Below are 16,287 nucleotides of genomic sequence, written 5' to 3' on the forward strand. Positions count from 1 at the left end.
CCGCCGCTAGGTTATTTCGGAAGCAAGCTTCCAAAATAACCTCGCTCGACTTGCATGTATTAGGCACGCCGCCAGCGTTCGTCCTGAGCCAGGATCAAACTCTCCAATAAAGTTCGGATAAGTGCTCTTGCCCGAAAGCAAGAGGCCCTCCATCCGATTATCGAATAAGCTGATAGCTCATTTTGAATCTGACGAGATCAGATTTGCATCTGACTCTATTATTTAGATTTCACTTGCGTGAAACCCGCTCACTCGTTGTTCAGTTTTCAAAGATCAATTTCGTTTCTTGTGTGTCGCCGTTGTTTCATCGGCAACTTTCTTATCATATAACATCCGGTGTAGAAATGCAAGCTTTATTTTTAAAACTTTTTTTCAAACTGTTTAAAGTTTTTCGAAAAGCTTGTAGTTAACGACCGGAAATATAATATAACATCTTTTATAAACTTTCGCAAGCATTTGTACTAGTTTTTCTTCTTCCAAATTCCACCTGATTCCATAATAACAATTCCACACCTTCTACTCACATAATCCCGCACTAATTTATCGTACCCCGTTCTGCCATCTGCATCACGAAACTGCAAATAAAAAAACCGAGCCCGGCTGCCGGACAGCTGTCAAGCGACACCCTCCTGCGGCTCGACACCGCGCGCATCTCCCAGCGCGCAGTGCAGGCTCGGTTCTTCAATGCTATTCGTTGCGCATATGCGGGAACAGCAATACGTCACGGATCGAGGCGGAATCGGTCAACAGCATAACGAGACGATCGATGCCGATGCCCAGTCCGCCAGTTGGCGGCATGCCATATTCGAGCGCATGAATGAAATCATTGTCCATCTCATGGGCTTCATCATTGCCATGCTCTCGCTCCAGAAGCTGTGCTTCAAATCGCTGGCGCTGATCGATTGGATCATTTAACTCGGTAAACGCATTGGCATGCTCCCGGGCAACGATGAACAACTCGAAGCGATCGGTAAAGCGCGGATCCTCTTCGTTCTTCTTGGCGAGCGGCGAAATTTCTACCGGATGTCCGTATACAAAGGTAGGCTGAATGAGCGTCTCTTCTACAAACTCCTCGAAAAATGCGTTCAAAATATGTCCAAATGTCATATGAGGCTCGACCGGCACTTTATGCTCTTTCGCAAGGCGGTGCGCTTCTTCGTTGCTCATCTGTACACCAAAGTCGACTCCGGTAACCTCTTTAACCGCATCGACCATTGAAACGCGCCGCCATTGCGGCGTCAAGTCTACCTCATGGCCCTGATAATTCACTACCTTTGTGCCCAGTACCTCTTCAGCAATATGAGCGATCATATTCTCGGTGAGCGCCATGATGTCTTTATAGTCTGCATAAGCCTCATATAATTCAATCATAGTAAATTCCGGATTATGCCGAGTAGATACACCTTCATTCCGATAAACCCGCCCGATCTCATACACCTTCTCCAAGCCGCCTACAATTAGACGCTTTAGATGAAGCTCAATCGCAATACGCATAAACAACTCCATATCGAGCGCATTGTGATGAGTAATGAATGGGCGTGCCGCAGCACCTCCAGCAATACTATGCAGCGTCGGCGTCTCCACTTCCAAATATCCAAGCGAATCCAAATAACGGCGCATCGATTGGATAATGCGGGAACGCTTAATAAATGTCTGCTGCACCTCCGGGTTGACGATCAAGTCAACATACCGCTGGCGGTAGCGAAGCTCAACATCCTTTAGACCATGATATTTATCCGGCAATGGATAGAGCGATTTAGACAAAACCTCGAGGTCGGCAACCTTAATGGTCGTCTCGCCCGTTTTCGTCTTGAACACCTCTCCAGTAACACCGACGATATCCCCGAGATCAAGAAGACTGAATGCCTCATATTTCACTTCAGGCACACTATCCTGACGTACGTAAATCTGAATTTTACCGCTTAAATCCTGAATATGGGCGAAGCTCGCTTTACCCATCCCCCGCTTGGCCATAATGCGTCCGGCGATCGAAACTTGGATCTTCTTCTCCTCGAGCTCTTCCTTCGTCAGACTGTCATATTGCTGCAGAATCCCCCCTGCCGTGTGGGTACGGACATATTTTTTTCCGAAAGGATCAATGCCGAGCCCACGGAGCTCGTCCAATTTATCACGCCGGATTTGCAGCAGCTCACTTATTTCTACTTCTTGTTCCTGAGAGTTATGCTCCTCGCTCATTCTGCTCCACTCCTTCACTAACTTAATTTATCTGGATGTTGCCTCTACACACCTTTGAAAAAGCACTGATCAAATATAACAATGTAAAACAATTGAATACCATTAAACTAACACTGAAATAACAGTGAAAAAAGCCTCCCCAGGGGAAGCTCCTTCCATCAAAATCAAATACCGCCCTATTTCTTAATATCTACAATTTTATATTGAATCACACCAGCTGGTACAGTTACGTCTACAACGGCGCCCTTTTGCTTACCAAGAATCGCCTTACCTACTGGGCTTTCGTTCGAAATTTTATTCTGAAGCGGATCGGATTCAGCCGTTCCAACAATCGCGTATTCCATTGTATCACCGAATTCCAAATCCTCCACAGTTACCGTTGAGCCGATGCTGACCGTATCCGTGTCGATTTCATCATTGTTAATGATACGTGCATTGCGCAGCATTTTCTCGAGAGTAATAATTCGGCCTTCAATGAATGCCTGTTCATTTTTAGCATCCTCGTACTCCGAGTTCTCGCTAATATCGCCATAACCGATAGCAACCTTAATCCGTTCGGCCACCTCACGGCGCTTTACAGATTTCAAATTCTCAAGCTCTTCTTCCAGCTTCTTAAGACCATCTTGTGTAAGAATAACCTCTTTATCGCTCATCTCAACCGATTCTCCTGTCATGGAAATAATTTCCGCACTATGCGCGCGGTCATGGGCTCCTTCATATTAAATACCTTCCGCAACGGAGGGATCCAATTAGGTCATGGAATTATACCCACGAGGGCCCGAGTTGCCGTTATTTATCACGGCCGTGAAAATTCACGCATCATTTGAGAATATCATATGCAATCTCATGGAGCTCAGACCACCCCATGTTGTGGAAGTTATCTCCTGAGGCGAATTTATACTGAAAAATTATAGGTGAACCCTTTCGAAATGTCAATGACAGTACATTTTTCAAATGTAAACGTTTCATGACGGCTGTCTGATTTGAAAAAATACAGCTTACGCCACCACAAAATTTCATTTTGCTTTATGCAGTTCTCATTTTGAACCTTATGCAATTCAATGTAAGCTTATGCAGATTCCACTTCGTTAGAAGGCTCGCCGGAAACATTAGCGACAAAATTCTCGAGGATTCGAACCATCTCGTCTCGCTTGGTCTCCTCCATAATGACGTCTTTGATCCTCGCTGCCCCTTGCATCCCTTTCAAATACCAGGCCAAATGCTTGCGCATTTCACGGACAGCCACGTTCTCGCCTTTAAGGGCGGCAAGCCGGTCCATATGAAGAATGGCAATACGGATTTTCTCTTCCGCTTCAGGCTCAGGCAGCAGCTCCCCTGTCTTAAGATACTCCACAGTCCGATACAGCATCCACGGATTTCCTAGCGCCCCCCGGCCGATCATGACTCCGTCACATCCGGTTTGCTCCAGCATCCGTTTTGCATCCTCCGGCGTTGCTACGTCTCCGTTGCCGATGACCGGAATGGATACCGCTTCTTTAACCTGCTTTATATAGCTCCAGTCCGCCTTCCCAGTATAGAGCTGCTCCCGCGTCCGGCCGTGTACGCTGACTGCTTTACCCCCAGCCTGCTCCACCGCTTTGGCATTATCGACTACATAAATATGCTCAGAATCCCAGCCGATGCGCATCTTTACCGTAACCGGCTTGCTGACCGCCCCGACGACAGCAGAAACCATTTCATAAATTTTGTTTGGTTCAAGCAGCCAGCGCGCTCCTGCATCACACTTCGTCACCTTGGGCACAGGGCAGCCCATATTAATATCGATAATGTCTGCATTCGTCTCCTGATCAACTACTTTAGCTGCTTCTACTAAGGTTTCACGATCCCCGCCGAAAATTTGCAGGCTAAGCGGCTTCTCCCGCTCATCCACAAACAGCATTTCCTTCGTACGCTTATTGCCGTGAATGATCGCTTTATCGCTAACCATCTCCGCACAGACAAGACCGGTGCCAAACTCCTTGGCAATAAGCCGGAAGGCCGGATTACACACGCCCGCCATCGGCGCTAGCACGACCTGATTTTTCATTTCAATATCGCCGATTTTCAGCATAAGTTCTCCTCCTATAACGTAAATTTGTTGAATTTACGCGTTGCGGGCAAGTCACGATATAGTAAACTAGAGCACTTTTCCCGTTCAGCGATTTATTTTGATGATTTCAGTTCGGACATTGTTATGCCCAGAACATCCACAATTTTAGTTAAAATTTGATCTTCAGCACGTCGGTTCCCACGCTCTATAGCGCCAAGGACGGCCAGTGATACGCCGGTTTGCTCCGCAAGCTGCTGCTGCGTAAACCCCTTTAGTTTTCGAAATGCCCGGATTCGCTGCGCCAGTTGCAAGTTTTCCAAAAACGGACGCCTTCCTTTCCATCCATGATGTTCAATGCTTGCTGAATTTCCCGGTATAACCCGGAGATCTCCCCTTCAGGAACGATATCTGCCAAGGGAACAAGGACAAATGCCCTCTCCATCATCCGCGGATGCGGTAAGGTTAATAGCGGAGTATCGATTTGCTGGCCTTCTACCCATAGCAGATCCAAATCCACCGTTCGCGGTCCAAAACGGATTTTGCGCTCCCTTCCCAACTCCAGCTCAATGCGCTGCATCACGGTTAGCAGTTGTTCTGGACTCCATGTCGTTTGCAGCACGGCAGCCATATTTACAAAGCAAGGCTGATCCACATATCCGACCGGGTCTGTCTCATACATTCGGGAGCAGCGGAGAACCTTAATCTCCGGATAGACATCAAGCCGGCGCAGCGCCTCCAACAATGTCGCTTCCCGGTTGCCGAGGTTAGCCCCTAAAGCAATATAAGCCTCTGAGGTTCCAGAGGTTGCATGTGTCATCATCGCACGTCTCACTTTCTAGTCCGGTAGATTTCCACCGTCACACCTTCAAAATGAATATCAAATGGCGGATGCGGTTTTGTGACATGAACCGTTAACGCATCTACCATAGTATAAGTGTCCAGTAAGGAGGATGCAATATGCTCAGCAAGCGCCTCAATCAGCTTAAAACTCTTGCCTTCGACAATTCCTCGTACTAACTCATGTATTTCGGCATAATTTACCGTCTTTTGTAAATCATCGCTCTCCCCGGCTGCCCGTAGATCAAGCTCCAGCTCCAGGCTGATATAGAACCGCTGGCCCAATTTCCGCTCTTCTTCAAAAACGCCATGGTATCCGTAGTATTCCATGCGCCGCAGTACCATTTTATCCATGGATTTCTCACCCTTCCAGCATTATTACAGCACAAAACTTTAATTCATCAACTCTAAATTACGACCCGTTAAGCGTAAACGATAGCATCGCACATTTTAGCCAAACGCTTCATTTCCTTCACATCATGCACCCGCACAATCTGACAGCCTTGAGCGATGCCAAGCGCAACCGTCGCAGCGGTTCCCATTACCAGCTCATCCACCGGCAAATCCAATGTGGAGCGGATAAACCTCTTACGGGAGGTGCCCAGCAACAGCGGGAAGCCGAGCTCTGCCAGCTGGTCTAAAGACTTCATTACGCGCAAATTCTCATTATAATCTTTGGCGAAGCCGATTCCCGGATCAAGTATAATTTGCTCGTCCTTCACTCCGGCACGCCGGGCAATCTCCACACTGTTCAAAAGATCAGACACAACGTCCTGCATCAAATCTACATAATTCGGGTCACGCCGGTTATGCATTAAAATAACGGGGCATCCGTACTCGGCAGCAACGCCTGCCATTAACGGATCTGCCTGACAGCCCCAAATATCATTAATAATATGCGCGCCAGCCGCGAGCGACTGCCGTGCTACTTCTGATTTATAAGTGTCCACAGATATCGGGATATAAGGCGCCTCGCGATGGATCGCTTCCACGATCGGGATCACCCGCTCCAACTCGTCCTCTAAGGAGACGGGCTCATGTCCCGGACGGGTGGACTCCCCGCCAATATCAATGATATCGGCTCCATTCTGAACCATTTCCAGCGCATGGGCAATCGCCCGGTCAGTACGATTATATCGTCCGCCATCGGAGAACGAATCCGGGGTCACGTTCAAAATTCCCATAATTAGCGTGCGCTCGCCAAGCCTTAGCTCCACATCTCCCCATGTGTAAGCACGTTGATACAACTTAGGCTGCATATTAATTCCTTGTCCCCTTTCCGGGCATTTTTCTAATCCTGCTTAGTATAGCCTCTATACCTATCCAAAAGCATTTTCGTCATGGGACCTATCGTCCCGTTCCCTACGGAGTACCTCTTTCCCCCTGGCTTCGTTCCCCCAGGCTCGGCCAAAACAGTCGCGGGAACCAATTCCTGAATCGAATTCGTCAAAAACACCTCGTCCGCGGTCAGAAGCTCATCCCAAGTATAGCTCCCTTCCGCATACTGCAGTCCCTGCCCCGCAGCAAGCTCCAGCACAAACGCCCGGGTAATCCCCGGAAGAATGCCTGTTTCGATCGAGGGCGTGTATAGTTTGCCACCAAGTACAAAAAACAAATTACTGACGATCCCTTCGGCCAAATATCCTTCTGACGTTAATAGCAGCCCTTCAGGCGTTGCCGCCGAGCTTGAGGCCGGGGCAAGCGGGGCAAGTGGGGCAAGCGTCTCCAACTCCCGTTTTGCCAATATATTGTTCATATAGTGAAGCGATTTTTGTCTGACTTTGCCTTCAGGCGTATTGCGCGGTGTCACAAGACGCCATAGCTCCTTGCCTTGGGCATACAGCTTTGGATCGTGCTTTGGTAAAGGTTTAACGTATATAATAACGGACGGCTCCGCATAATCTCCCGAAGATAAGCCAAGGGGGCCGACTCCCGCCGAGACCGTAAGCCGGACATAGCCGTCCAGCAATTCATTCGCTGCCAGCAATTGCTTTATTTCATTGCGCAGCAGCTCTTCGCGAACGTCATAGCGTATGCCCAGCTCCAGGCATCCTTGCCGAAGCCGTTCTAAATGTCTGGACAGCAGGAATGGCTCTCCCTGATAAGTCCGGAACGTCTCGAACAGCCCCATTCCGTACATAAAGCCGTGATCCATTACGGATATCACGGCTTCAGCGGATGGGGTAATTATGCCATTTACCCCGATATAATTCATACCCCAACCCCCGCCTTGCGGCTTAAAAAGTTGCGGAGCAAATGATGGCCGTGCTCGGTAGTGATCGATTCTGGATGGAACTGAACCCCTTCCACGGCATATGTTTTATGACGAAGGCCCATGATTTCGCCTTCTTCCGTCTCGGCGGTAATCTCCAGGCAATCGGGAAGACTTTCCCGTTCTACGATCAATGAGTGATAGCGGGTTGCCGTAAACGGTGAAGGAAGCCCCGCAAATACAGACTCTCCCTTGTGATGGATCGGCGAGGTCTTGCCATGCATCAGCCGTTCCGCTCTAACTACCTTCCCGCCAAATGCCTGGCCGATGGCCTGATGGCCTAAACATACGCCAAAGATCGGAATGGACCCTTTGAAACGATCAATCACACCCAGTGTAATTCCAGCCTCATTCGGCGTGCACGGTCCTGGTGACAGCAAAATGTGGTCCGGTGACAGTTCCTCGATGCCCTGTAAATCAATTTCATCATTGCGGCGTACTACAATTTCTTCTCCAAGCTCACCTAAATACTGCACGAGGTTGTACGTAAATGAATCGTAATTGTCAATAACCAGTATCATCATTTCATCCCCTGTCCTTGGCCCTCCGCGGCGAATTCCTCACTGAGCTGAACCGCCATCGTAATAGCTCTGGCTTTATTATGGCACTCCCTGTATTCCCTGTAAGGTACCGAATCGATCACGATACCCGAACCTGCCTGGATATGCCCTACTCCATCTTTGACGACCAGTGTTCGTATAATTATATTTAATTCCATATTGCCATTGTAGTCAATCCATCCCATGGCACCGGTGTAGGGTCCGCGTGTCACGGGCTCCAGCTCTTCAATAATTTCCATCGTCCGCACTTTTGGCGCTCCGGTAATCGTGCCTCCGGGGAACACCGCGGCGATAACATCAAACGGTGTCTTCCCTTCTGCCACTTGTCCTTCCACTTGAGAAACGAGATGCATCACATGGGAATAATATTCGATCACCATCAGCTCGCTTGCTCTCACCGTGCCGTACTGAGATACGCGCCCTAAATCATTACGAAGCAGATCAACGAGCATAATATGCTCCGCCCGCTCCTTCTCGCTATCAAGCAGCTCACGCACCATCGCTTCATCCTCTTCCAAGGTGCTGCCGCGGCGCCGTGTACCGGCAATCGGACGGGTGGCCATCTTTCCCTGCTCCAGCTTCACCAAAAGCTCCGGAGATACCGAAACGAGCTGAAATTCAGGAAAACGAAACAGTCCCATATAAGGGGAAGGGTTAAGCAGCCTCAGCCATTCATAAATATCTTCCGGTGAAGCCGTAAGCGGAATTCCCCTGCGCAGAGACAAATTCACCTGAAATACGTCACCGGCTGCAATGTACTCCTGTACCCGGGACACCGCTGCCTCAAAATCCTCCTGAGCAAACGAAATAGAGGAGGAGCGCTCCAAAATGCCGTCCCATTCCGCCGAAGACGCTTCCCTCGCCGATAGCGCCGCCTTCCGCCGCATCGTTATTGCAGCCGTCTCTCCCCGCTCTGCTTCTTTTACAACACTTTTCCAGCGTTCCAGCATAAGAGCCGCGCGGTGCCCGGCTTTTTCATACAGCTCAGCCAGCGTTGAGGAGGACTCAGCTGCCGGGACCGGACAATGAACTATGGCGTACACCTCTTCGCGCTCATGGTCGAAGACCCACAATTCCTCCATACGCATCCATATATAATCATCTATCTGGAGGTCATCTTTTGCCACAACAGGTAGGCGCTCCAGCGAGCGGGCAACATCATAGCTAAGATATCCCACCCCGCCTCCGCTAAATTTAGGCAGCCCGGGTACAGCCGGGGATGTAAATGGCTTCAGCCAGTCATGCAGAACGTCTAGCGGACGTCCCTCCACCGCTGTATGCTGTCCCGTATTCACTTCCTCAATCCGCGCCAAATTGCCTTTCCCCCGGATAATCGATACCGGTTCCAATCCGAGAAAAGTATAACGGCCGCCTTTACCGCTCTCCAGCACAAAAGAGTAGGGCTGCGCTTCTTCCCACGCCTGCGACCAGTCGCTCGGCAACCCCGCACCCGCACTCATTTTGCCAGCGTAGGGCAGCAAGGTCCAGCTTCCTTCCACCGCCCACCTTTCCCAATGCTCCCACCGTGTAACGGTATCCATCATCGTCACTTCCTCCAGCGTTGTTACCTACTTGATGCTAGGTTGTTACTTGATGCTAGCTAGTATACTAAAACCTGAACGGGTTGAACATCCCCATTAAATACATAACCCCCACGTCGTCTTTGCAAACGGCGATGGGGGTTCATTATAAAGATGCGGATCTTAAGCTTCGAAATTGTAGAGCGGTGTGCTCAAGTAACGCTCTCCGTTACTTGGAACGACAGCTACTACGCGTTTGCCTTTGCCGAGCTGCTTCGCTACTTTAAGTGCGGCATAGATAGCGGCCCCCGAGGAAATTCCCGAAAGTATTCCTTCCTCTTTAGCCACTGTACGAGCTTGCTCGAACGCTTCATCATTCTCAACATGAATAATTTCATCATAAATTTCACGGTTCAGAATTTCAGGGATGAAGTTGGCGCCAAGACCTTGAATTTTGTGAGGTCCAGGTTTGCCTCCAGACAAGATCGGAGAAGCTGCAGGCTCAACCGCAAAAATCTTAATTTCAGGGAAACGCTTCTTCAACACTTCACCTGCACCCGTAATCGTTCCGCCTGTTCCGATCCCTGCAACAAATGCATCGAGCTTGCCGTCAAGGGAGTCGATCGCCTCAACGATTTCCGGCCCAGTCGTTTCGCGGTGAATTTTCACATTCGCCTGAGTTCTGAACTGATCAGCCAGGAAATAATCCGGGTTCTCTGACAAAATCTGCTCCGCCTTTTTCACGGCGCCGTTCATTCCTTCTGCACCAGGCGTCAGTACAAGCTCTGCTCCGTAAGCGCGTAATAAGTTGCGGCGTTCGATACTCATCGTTTCCGGCATAACGATAACCGCTTTGTATCCTTTAGCAGCAGCGACAAGTGCCAGCCCGATTCCGGTATTACCGCTAGTCGCTTCAATAATCGTTCCGCCTGGCTTTAATTTGCCCGCTTTCTCAGCTTCTTCTACAATGCTGATGGCGATGCGGTCTTTAACGCTTGCGCCAGGGTTTTGATACTCCAGCTTCACATAAATTTCAGCGCTATCTTCGGGTACGATGCGGTTCAAGCGAACAAGCGGTGTATCCCCGATCAGATCTGTTACGTTGTTAACGATTTTAGCCATGCAAAAAACCTCCCAGATTTAGTTAGATATAAGTGTCAAGACAATCTAATCTAGTTGCTAAAAAACGAAAGAGGAGTCGGATTTTCCACGTTTCTCCTGCCCTCATTTATTTCCGAGTAATTAAGTTGGTATTGTTCTTTCATTATCTTAACAACCATCGGTATATGTTGTCAAGAATCGTTACAAAAAAAACATTGCCATCCAGCCCTTTTCGCCTGGATGACAATGTCATTTAAAATTTCAAATACTTTAACTTTTAGTCAACTGCTGAAGCTCAGCAATTCTCTCCGGGCTGAATTTATAAGGCTCGTTGCAGAAGTCGCAGACAACTTCAATTTCTTTATCCTCTTGCAGCATCTCGGTAAGCTCATCATAGCCCAGGCTGATCAACGTTCGTTCTACGCGTTCAACCGAGCAGTTGCAGGCGAATACGACCTCCGATTCGTCCAGCAGGTTGAAATCAGGAACGATCCTGCGAAGCATTTCCTCCAGCTCCAACCCTTGATCCAGAAGCGAAGTAACCGGAGGAAGCTGGCCGATGGCCCCTTCAATCGCATCGATTTCCTGATCGCCTAGTCCCGGCAGCAGCTGAATGATAAAGCCCCCGGCTACAATAACCGATGAATCGGTATCCACGAGCACGCCCAATCCGACGGCTGACGGAGTTTGCTCCGATACGGCAAAATAGTACGTAAAATCCTCGCCAAGCTCGCCAGAAATAAGAGGAACACTGCCTCTATAAGGCTCTTTAAGCCCCAGGTCCTTCGTGACATGAATAAAGCCCGTCGTTCCGACAGCACCGGCAACATCCAGCTTGCCCTGACTGTTGCTTGGCAGCTGCACATGCGGATTCGTAACGTAACCGCGAACCTCACAGTTTGCATTGGCATCCGCAATAATCTGGCCGACCGGCCCATCGCCTTTAACTTGAACGGTCAGCTTCTCGCTGCCCTTCAGCATAGCGCCCATCATTGCAGCCGCAGTAACAGTGCGTCCCAGAGCTGCCGTCGTTGTTGGATAAGTATCATGGCGGCGGCGCAGCTCTTCCACGAGCGCAGTCGTGCGAACGGCAAATGCGCGCACCTTGCCGTTCATGGCCGTGCCCCGAATTAACCGGTCCTTTCCTTGTTCCATTTTCATAGATGTGAAGACCCCCCATTACTGATTACGCTCATATATAATGCGCAGCCCTTCCAAAGTAAGCAGTTGATTTACTTCCTGAATATATTCTGTCTCACTAGCAATTAACTCCGCAAGCCCTCCGGTTGCCACGACTTTAAGATTCGCCTCTGCTTTCATCTCACGGCGAATCCGGCTGACGATGCCATCCACTTGGCCGGCATAGCCAAAAATAATGCCCGCCTGCATCGCGTGAACCGTATTCCGGCCGATGACCTTCCTCGGCTTCTCCAGTTCAATCCGCGGCAGCTTCGAGGCTCGCTGATACAGCGCCTCCGTTGAAATGCCAATGCCCGGGACGATCGCACCGCCAAGGTAATTGCCGTCCCCGTCAATACAATCAAAAGTCGTAGCTGTCCCGAAGTCAACGACTACAAGCGGCCCGCCATATTGTTCCACCGCGGCCACCGCATTCACGATCCGGTCCGCACCGACCTCGCGCGGGTTTTCGTACCGAAGATTAAGCCCCGTCCGGATTCCGGGTCCGACAACTAACGGTTTTCGATGCAAATATTTCTCGCACAGCTCTTCCAGCACGTGCATTAGCGGAGGAACGACGGAAGAAATAATAACCCCTTCAATATCGCCTACAGCAATTTTAGACATTTGGAACAGATTATATATCTTTACGCCGTATTCATCTGCCGTCGACTGCCGGTTCGTACTCAGCCGAAAATGGTGAAGCAGCTCTCGCCCCCTGTAGATTCCCAGTACAATATTCGAGTTGCCTACATCTACCACAACGAACATGCAGCTTTACCCCTCTTTCCTCTCGTTCAAATCCAGACTGATATCCAAGCTGTCAAATGAATACGTCAGCCTGCCTACAGAAATAACGTCAACCCCGGTTTCCGCTATTTCATAGATCGTCTGGAGCGAGACGTTGCCCGAGGCCTCAACCGTAACATGCGGCGCTCTGGCCTTAATACGGCCTACTGCTTCCTTCATCAGGCCAGGAGCCATATTATCCAGCATAATAATATCTGCTCCGGCTGACAAGGCCTCGTCCACTTGCTGCAAATTCTCGGTTTCCACCTCGATTGTCATCGTGTGCGGAATAGCCGCACGGGCCCGCTGCACCGCTGGCGCAATGCCTCCGGCACCTTTTATATGATTGTCCTTAATCATGACCGCATCATATAACCCGAACCGGTGATTGGCCCCTCCGCCTACGCGCACGGCATACTTCTCCAGCATCCGGTGGCCCGGCGTCGTCTTCCGCGTGTCTACAAGCCGCACGGGCAGCCCTTGCAATGCGTCGACATATTTCCGCGTCCGCGTCGCCACGCCCGACAATCGCTGCAGTAAATTCAGAGCCAGCCGCTCGCCCGTAAGAATGCTGTGGGTGCTTCCTTCTACCTCAGCCAAAACCGTTCCCTTGGCAACCGGATCTCCATCCTTCACCAAAGCCTTAAACGTAAGGGCAGGATCAACCACCTCAAAGACGAGAGCAGCCACCGGCAGACCTGCCGCGACCCCCTCCTCTTTGGCATGAATAATCCCTTTGGACTGATGTCCGGCAGGAACCGTAACCGCTGCCGTAACATCGCCAGCGCCGACATCCTCTCTGAGCCATAGGCGGATGGACTCCACCAGCCCTTCGTTATATCCGTTAAACATCATCGTTAGACTCCTCCAGCATTCCTTTTTCCCGTTGCTGCAAAATATGCTTACGCCATCCTGCATCATCCCGCTGCGGGTAGTCCTCGCGGTAATGGCCACCGCGGCTCTCTTGCCGGGCCAACGCTGATTCCGTCAGCAGCAGGGCGCATGTCAGCATGTTGGCGTACTCCCACTGTTCCCGGGTATGCAGGGCAGTCCTGAACACAGGCAGCTGACGCCGCAAATCCTCCAGCCCCTTCCTAAGGCCTTCCTCGCTCCGGCGCAAGCCCACCTGGCGGACCATCACCTTCTGCAGCTTTAAACGACGCTCGACAATCGGCTGCATGATGGCTTCGTGGCGATCCTCTTGATATACGACGCTCCCGTTTTGCCTGGTCATAGGAGAAAGCTGTTGAATCCGCTCAACAATACGCCGGCCGAATACGACCGCCTCTGACAGCGAGTTACTCGCCAGCCGGTTAGCGCCATGGACGCCAGTCGATGACACTTCCCCGCATGCAAATAAACGTTGTACATTCGTTTCACCATGAACCCCGGTGCGGACGCCTCCCATCATATAATGCGCAGCCGGAGCTACGGGAATCCAATCCGCCGTCAAATCCAAACCATACCCGAGGCAGGTGTCATAAATAGTCGGAAACCGATGTTTGATCGTCTCAGGCGCTTCATGCGTAATGTCCAGATAGACGAAGCTGGACTTCGTCGCCTCCATTTCGCTTACGATCGCCCGGGCCACAATATCGCGGGGAGCGAGTTCCAGCAGGGGGTGATATTTCTCCATAAAACGCTCACCCTTGACATTGCGCAGCACTGCTCCTTCTCCCCGTACTGCTTCTGAGATCAGAAAACGCGGGGCGCCAGAGTAGCATAGGGACGTCGGATGGAACTGAATGAATTCCATATCCCGGACAATCGCTCCTGCCCGATACGCCATAGCGATGCCATCTCCTGTGGCCACATCGGGATTCGTCGTATAGCGATACAATTGGCCCGCTCCTCCCGAGCACAATATAGTAGCCATTCCGCGGAGGAATACCTGCTGTCCATCGGGACGCTGGACAAGAGCCCCGATGCATTCATCGTTCTCCGTAATCAGATCGATCGCAAAATGCTCGTTCCAAATCTCGATATTGGAATGACCCGCTACCTGCTCAGACAGAGCCCGGACGATTTCATAGCCTGTCGCGTCTCCATTAGCATGCAGTATACGGCGATGACTATGCGCGCCTTCCCGTGTTAAAGCCAGCTCCCCGTTTTCTATATCAAAGGCAGTGCCCAGTGTCATTAGTTCTTTAACTCCAGCAGGCCCCTCATTGACTAAAATGTCTACTGATGCCGGAGAACATAACCCAGCTCCAGCCATCAGCGTATCTTGCCTATGGTACTCAGGTGAATCCTCATCCGATATTACGGCAGCAATGCCTCCTTGGGCATATCTGGTATTGCTCTCAAGTAATGATTTCTTCGTAATTACGACGACGCGATGCTTCTCGCTTGCTTTAATGGCCGTAAACAGTCCGGCGATGCCTGATCCAATCACAATTATATCCGTATCGATCACCGGCAGCTCACTCAAATCGAAATCAACCAAATATCGTGGTATCATTACACAGGTCACCTATCTTGAACAAGAGAGTAGCGCATGCTACTTGACTTGTAACATGCGCTCTAAGGAAGTTCTGGCTTTGTCGGCTACAGCAGGCGGCACGTAAATTTGCGGCTGCATCGTTTCCAGACATTTCACCAATTTTTTCAAATTATTCACTTTCATATTTGGGCAGACGAGGAACTTCGTCGCGAAATGGAATGATTTGTCCGGGCTGTCTTTCCGGAGCTGATAGCCTGTTCCGTCTTCCGTCCCGACGATGAACTCCTTGCTGCTGGAATTTTTACAATATTCTAAAATGGCCGTCGTGCTTCCGACAAAATCACCCATAGCCACCACTTCAGGCCGGCATTCCGGGTGAACGACGAACTCCGCATTCGGGTATTTCGCTCTCATCTCTACAACGTCTTTCACCGTCAGCATATCGTGCGTGTTGCAGTAACCTTCCCAAATGATCAACTTCTTATCGGTATGCTGCTGCACGTAATGGCCCAAGTTTTTATCCGGTACCCAAATGATCTCATCGGAATCAACCGAATTAATCACTTTAACCGCGTTGGAAGAGGTACAGCAAATATCCGTCTCCGCTTTAATCTCGGCCGATGAATTAATATAAGTAACCACTTTGGCGTTCGGATGCTGCGCCTTCAACTTACGCAGACCGTCGACATTGACCATGTCCGCCATCGGGCATCCGGCACGTTCATCCGGAATTAACACCGTCTTGTTCGGGGCCAAAATTTTTGCGCTTTCCCCCATAAAATGAACGCCGCAAAATACGATCGTTTCTGCATCCGTCGAGGCGGCCTTCTGGGCGAGCAAAAACGAGTCCCCCCGAAAATCGGCAACCTCCTGAATTTCATCACGCTGGTAATAATGCGCTAAAATAATTGCGTTTCGTTCCTTCTTCAATCGCAACAATTTCTCCCGCAGCTCACGGTTCATTTCCGCCTTCCGCTCTAATGCCAGAGCTTCCACAGTGATCCTCCCCCTTAAATGTATTCATCCGCCATTTTCTCTCTCTTATAGCCGGATAACACGCTGTCTTATCCTTCCCATCCTTGACTATTCCATAGAACGTATATTTTTTCACGTTTCGGTGTACTAAAATTATTTCATTTTGCCGAGGATGTGAAATTCGGTACGTTCTTATCCATAAGCAAAGACCGGAGTTCCGTTTCATGGCCTCATTACGGTTCAACAACTAATTTACACAAGGTGGGTACCGCTGTCAATCAATCCGTATTCATATTTCTTAAAATTAAAGATAAATATTGTAATTAACCGCATATTCCCGCTGACGATCACCTGTTTCAACAAAA

The 16,287-nt window shown here is 50.0% G+C and carries 16 protein-coding genes and 1 rRNA gene; all 17 read right to left on the bottom strand.

All coding sequences use genetic code 11. The features are described 5' to 3' along the window. A 16S ribosomal RNA gene (locus G358_RS0124940) occupies positions 1-110 on the bottom strand; the annotation flags it as partial. Positions 111-687: 577 nt separating this feature from the next. Next, a complete protein-coding gene (gene lysS, locus G358_RS0124945; protein ID WP_019639990.1) occupies positions 688-2,196 on the bottom strand; it encodes a lysine--tRNA ligase in 1,509 nt (502 codons plus the stop codon). 176 nt (positions 2,197-2,372) lie between these two features. After that, on the bottom strand, positions 2,373-2,849 hold the full coding sequence (gene greA / locus G358_RS0124950; RefSeq protein ID WP_019639991.1) for a transcription elongation factor GreA: 477 nt from the start codon (positions 2,847-2,849) through the stop codon (positions 2,373-2,375). Between the two features lie 416 nt (positions 2,850-3,265). Next, positions 3,266-4,267, bottom strand: a complete 1,002-nt coding sequence (dusB, locus tag G358_RS0124955) for a tRNA dihydrouridine synthase DusB (protein ID WP_019639992.1) — start codon at positions 4,265-4,267, stop codon at positions 3,266-3,268. 92 nt (positions 4,268-4,359) lie between these two features. Next, positions 4,360-4,566 carry a helix-turn-helix domain-containing protein gene (locus tag G358_RS32665; protein ID WP_026342451.1) on the bottom strand — a complete coding sequence of 69 codons (207 nt, stop codon included), beginning with the start codon at positions 4,564-4,566 and terminating at the stop codon, positions 4,360-4,362. Further along, a complete protein-coding gene (gene folK / locus G358_RS0124965) occupies positions 4,518-5,066 on the bottom strand; it encodes a 2-amino-4-hydroxy-6-hydroxymethyldihydropteridine diphosphokinase (protein ID WP_019639993.1) in 549 nt (182 codons plus the stop codon). The genes G358_RS32665 and folK overlap by 49 nt, the downstream gene beginning before the upstream one ends. Positions 5,067-5,074: 8 nt before the next feature. Then, a complete protein-coding gene (folB, locus tag G358_RS0124970; protein ID WP_019639994.1) occupies positions 5,075-5,437 on the bottom strand; it encodes a dihydroneopterin aldolase in 363 nt (120 codons plus the stop codon). A gap of 68 nt (positions 5,438-5,505) precedes the next feature. Then, a complete protein-coding gene (folP, locus tag G358_RS0124975) occupies positions 5,506-6,342 on the bottom strand; it encodes a dihydropteroate synthase (protein ID WP_019639995.1) in 837 nt (278 codons plus the stop codon). Positions 6,343-6,374: 32 nt separating this feature from the next. Next, positions 6,375-7,298 (bottom strand): aminotransferase class IV, encoded by a 924-nt coding sequence (locus tag G358_RS0124980; protein ID WP_019639996.1) that lies wholly within the window; start codon positions 7,296-7,298, stop codon positions 6,375-6,377. Then, entirely contained in the window at positions 7,295-7,876 is a 582-nt protein-coding gene (gene pabA, locus G358_RS0124985; RefSeq protein WP_019639997.1) for an aminodeoxychorismate/anthranilate synthase component II, read from the bottom strand. The genes G358_RS0124980 and pabA overlap by 4 nt, the downstream gene beginning before the upstream one ends. After that, entirely contained in the window at positions 7,876-9,459 is a 1,584-nt protein-coding gene (locus G358_RS0124990; RefSeq protein ID WP_019639998.1) for an anthranilate synthase component I, read from the bottom strand. The genes pabA and G358_RS0124990 overlap by 1 nt, the downstream gene beginning before the upstream one ends. Before the next feature lie 159 nt (positions 9,460-9,618). Continuing rightward, entirely contained in the window at positions 9,619-10,557 is a 939-nt protein-coding gene (gene cysK, locus G358_RS0124995) for a cysteine synthase A (protein WP_019639999.1), read from the bottom strand. Positions 10,558-10,806: 249 nt separating this feature from the next. Then, entirely contained in the window at positions 10,807-11,691 is an 885-nt protein-coding gene (gene hslO, locus G358_RS0125000; RefSeq protein ID WP_026342453.1) for an Hsp33 family molecular chaperone HslO, read from the bottom strand. Between the two features lie 24 nt (positions 11,692-11,715). Then, positions 11,716-12,486 carry a type III pantothenate kinase gene (locus G358_RS0125005; protein WP_019640001.1) on the bottom strand — a complete coding sequence of 257 codons (771 nt, stop codon included), beginning with the start codon at positions 12,484-12,486 and terminating at the stop codon, positions 11,716-11,718. A gap of 6 nt (positions 12,487-12,492) precedes the next feature. Then, positions 12,493-13,359 carry a carboxylating nicotinate-nucleotide diphosphorylase gene (gene nadC, locus G358_RS0125010; protein WP_019640002.1) on the bottom strand — a complete coding sequence of 289 codons (867 nt, stop codon included), beginning with the start codon at positions 13,357-13,359 and terminating at the stop codon, positions 12,493-12,495. Further along, the gene (gene nadB / locus G358_RS0125015) at positions 13,349-14,965 is read right to left on the bottom strand and encodes an L-aspartate oxidase (protein ID WP_019640003.1); all 1,617 of its coding nucleotides are present in this window, start codon (positions 14,963-14,965) and stop codon (positions 13,349-13,351) included. The genes nadC and nadB overlap by 11 nt, the downstream gene beginning before the upstream one ends. 39 nt (positions 14,966-15,004) lie before the next feature. Next, a complete protein-coding gene (gene nadA, locus G358_RS0125020; protein WP_019640004.1) occupies positions 15,005-15,943 on the bottom strand; it encodes a quinolinate synthase NadA in 939 nt (312 codons plus the stop codon). Positions 15,944-16,287: the final 344 nt, after the last annotated feature.

It is taken from the genome of Paenibacillus fonticola DSM 21315, from assembly GCF_000381905.1.
In the GTDB taxonomy this organism is placed as follows: Bacteria; Bacillota; Bacilli; order Paenibacillales; family Paenibacillaceae; genus Fontibacillus; species Fontibacillus fonticola.

What these genes read in the sequence shown, in the direction of transcription:
- lysS (WP_019639990.1), bottom strand. Translation starts at nt 2,196, where the DNA reads ATGAGCGAGGAGCATAACTCTCAGGAACAAGAAGTAGAAATAAGTGAG.
- greA (WP_019639991.1), bottom strand. Translation starts at nt 2,849, where the DNA reads ATGAGCGATAAAGAGGTTATTCTTACACAAGATGGTCTTAAGAAGCTG.
- dusB (WP_019639992.1), bottom strand. Translation starts at nt 4,267, where the DNA reads ATGCTGAAAATCGGCGATATTGAAATGAAAAATCAGGTCGTGCTAGCG.
- folK (WP_019639993.1), bottom strand. Translation starts at nt 5,066, where the DNA reads ATGATGACACATGCAACCTCTGGAACCTCAGAGGCTTATATTGCTTTA.
- folB (WP_019639994.1), bottom strand. Translation starts at nt 5,437, where the DNA reads ATGGATAAAATGGTACTGCGGCGCATGGAATACTACGGATACCATGGC.
- folP (WP_019639995.1), bottom strand. Translation starts at nt 6,342, where the DNA reads ATGCAGCCTAAGTTGTATCAACGTGCTTACACATGGGGAGATGTGGAG.
- G358_RS0124980 (WP_019639996.1), bottom strand. Translation starts at nt 7,298, where the DNA reads ATGAATTATATCGGGGTAAATGGCATAATTACCCCATCCGCTGAAGCC.
- pabA (WP_019639997.1), bottom strand. Translation starts at nt 7,876, where the DNA reads ATGATACTGGTTATTGACAATTACGATTCATTTACGTACAACCTCGTG.
- G358_RS0124990 (WP_019639998.1), bottom strand. Translation starts at nt 9,459, where the DNA reads ATGATGGATACCGTTACACGGTGGGAGCATTGGGAAAGGTGGGCGGTG.
- cysK (WP_019639999.1), bottom strand. Translation starts at nt 10,557, where the DNA reads ATGGCTAAAATCGTTAACAACGTAACAGATCTGATCGGGGATACACCG.
- hslO (WP_026342453.1), bottom strand. Translation starts at nt 11,691, where the DNA reads ATGGAACAAGGAAAGGACCGGTTAATTCGGGGCACGGCCATGAACGGC.
- G358_RS0125005 (WP_019640001.1), bottom strand. Translation starts at nt 12,486, where the DNA reads ATGTTCGTTGTGGTAGATGTAGGCAACTCGAATATTGTACTGGGAATC.
- nadC (WP_019640002.1), bottom strand. Translation starts at nt 13,359, where the DNA reads ATGATGTTTAACGGATATAACGAAGGGCTGGTGGAGTCCATCCGCCTA.
- nadB (WP_019640003.1), bottom strand. Translation starts at nt 14,965, where the DNA reads ATGATACCACGATATTTGGTTGATTTCGATTTGAGTGAGCTGCCGGTG.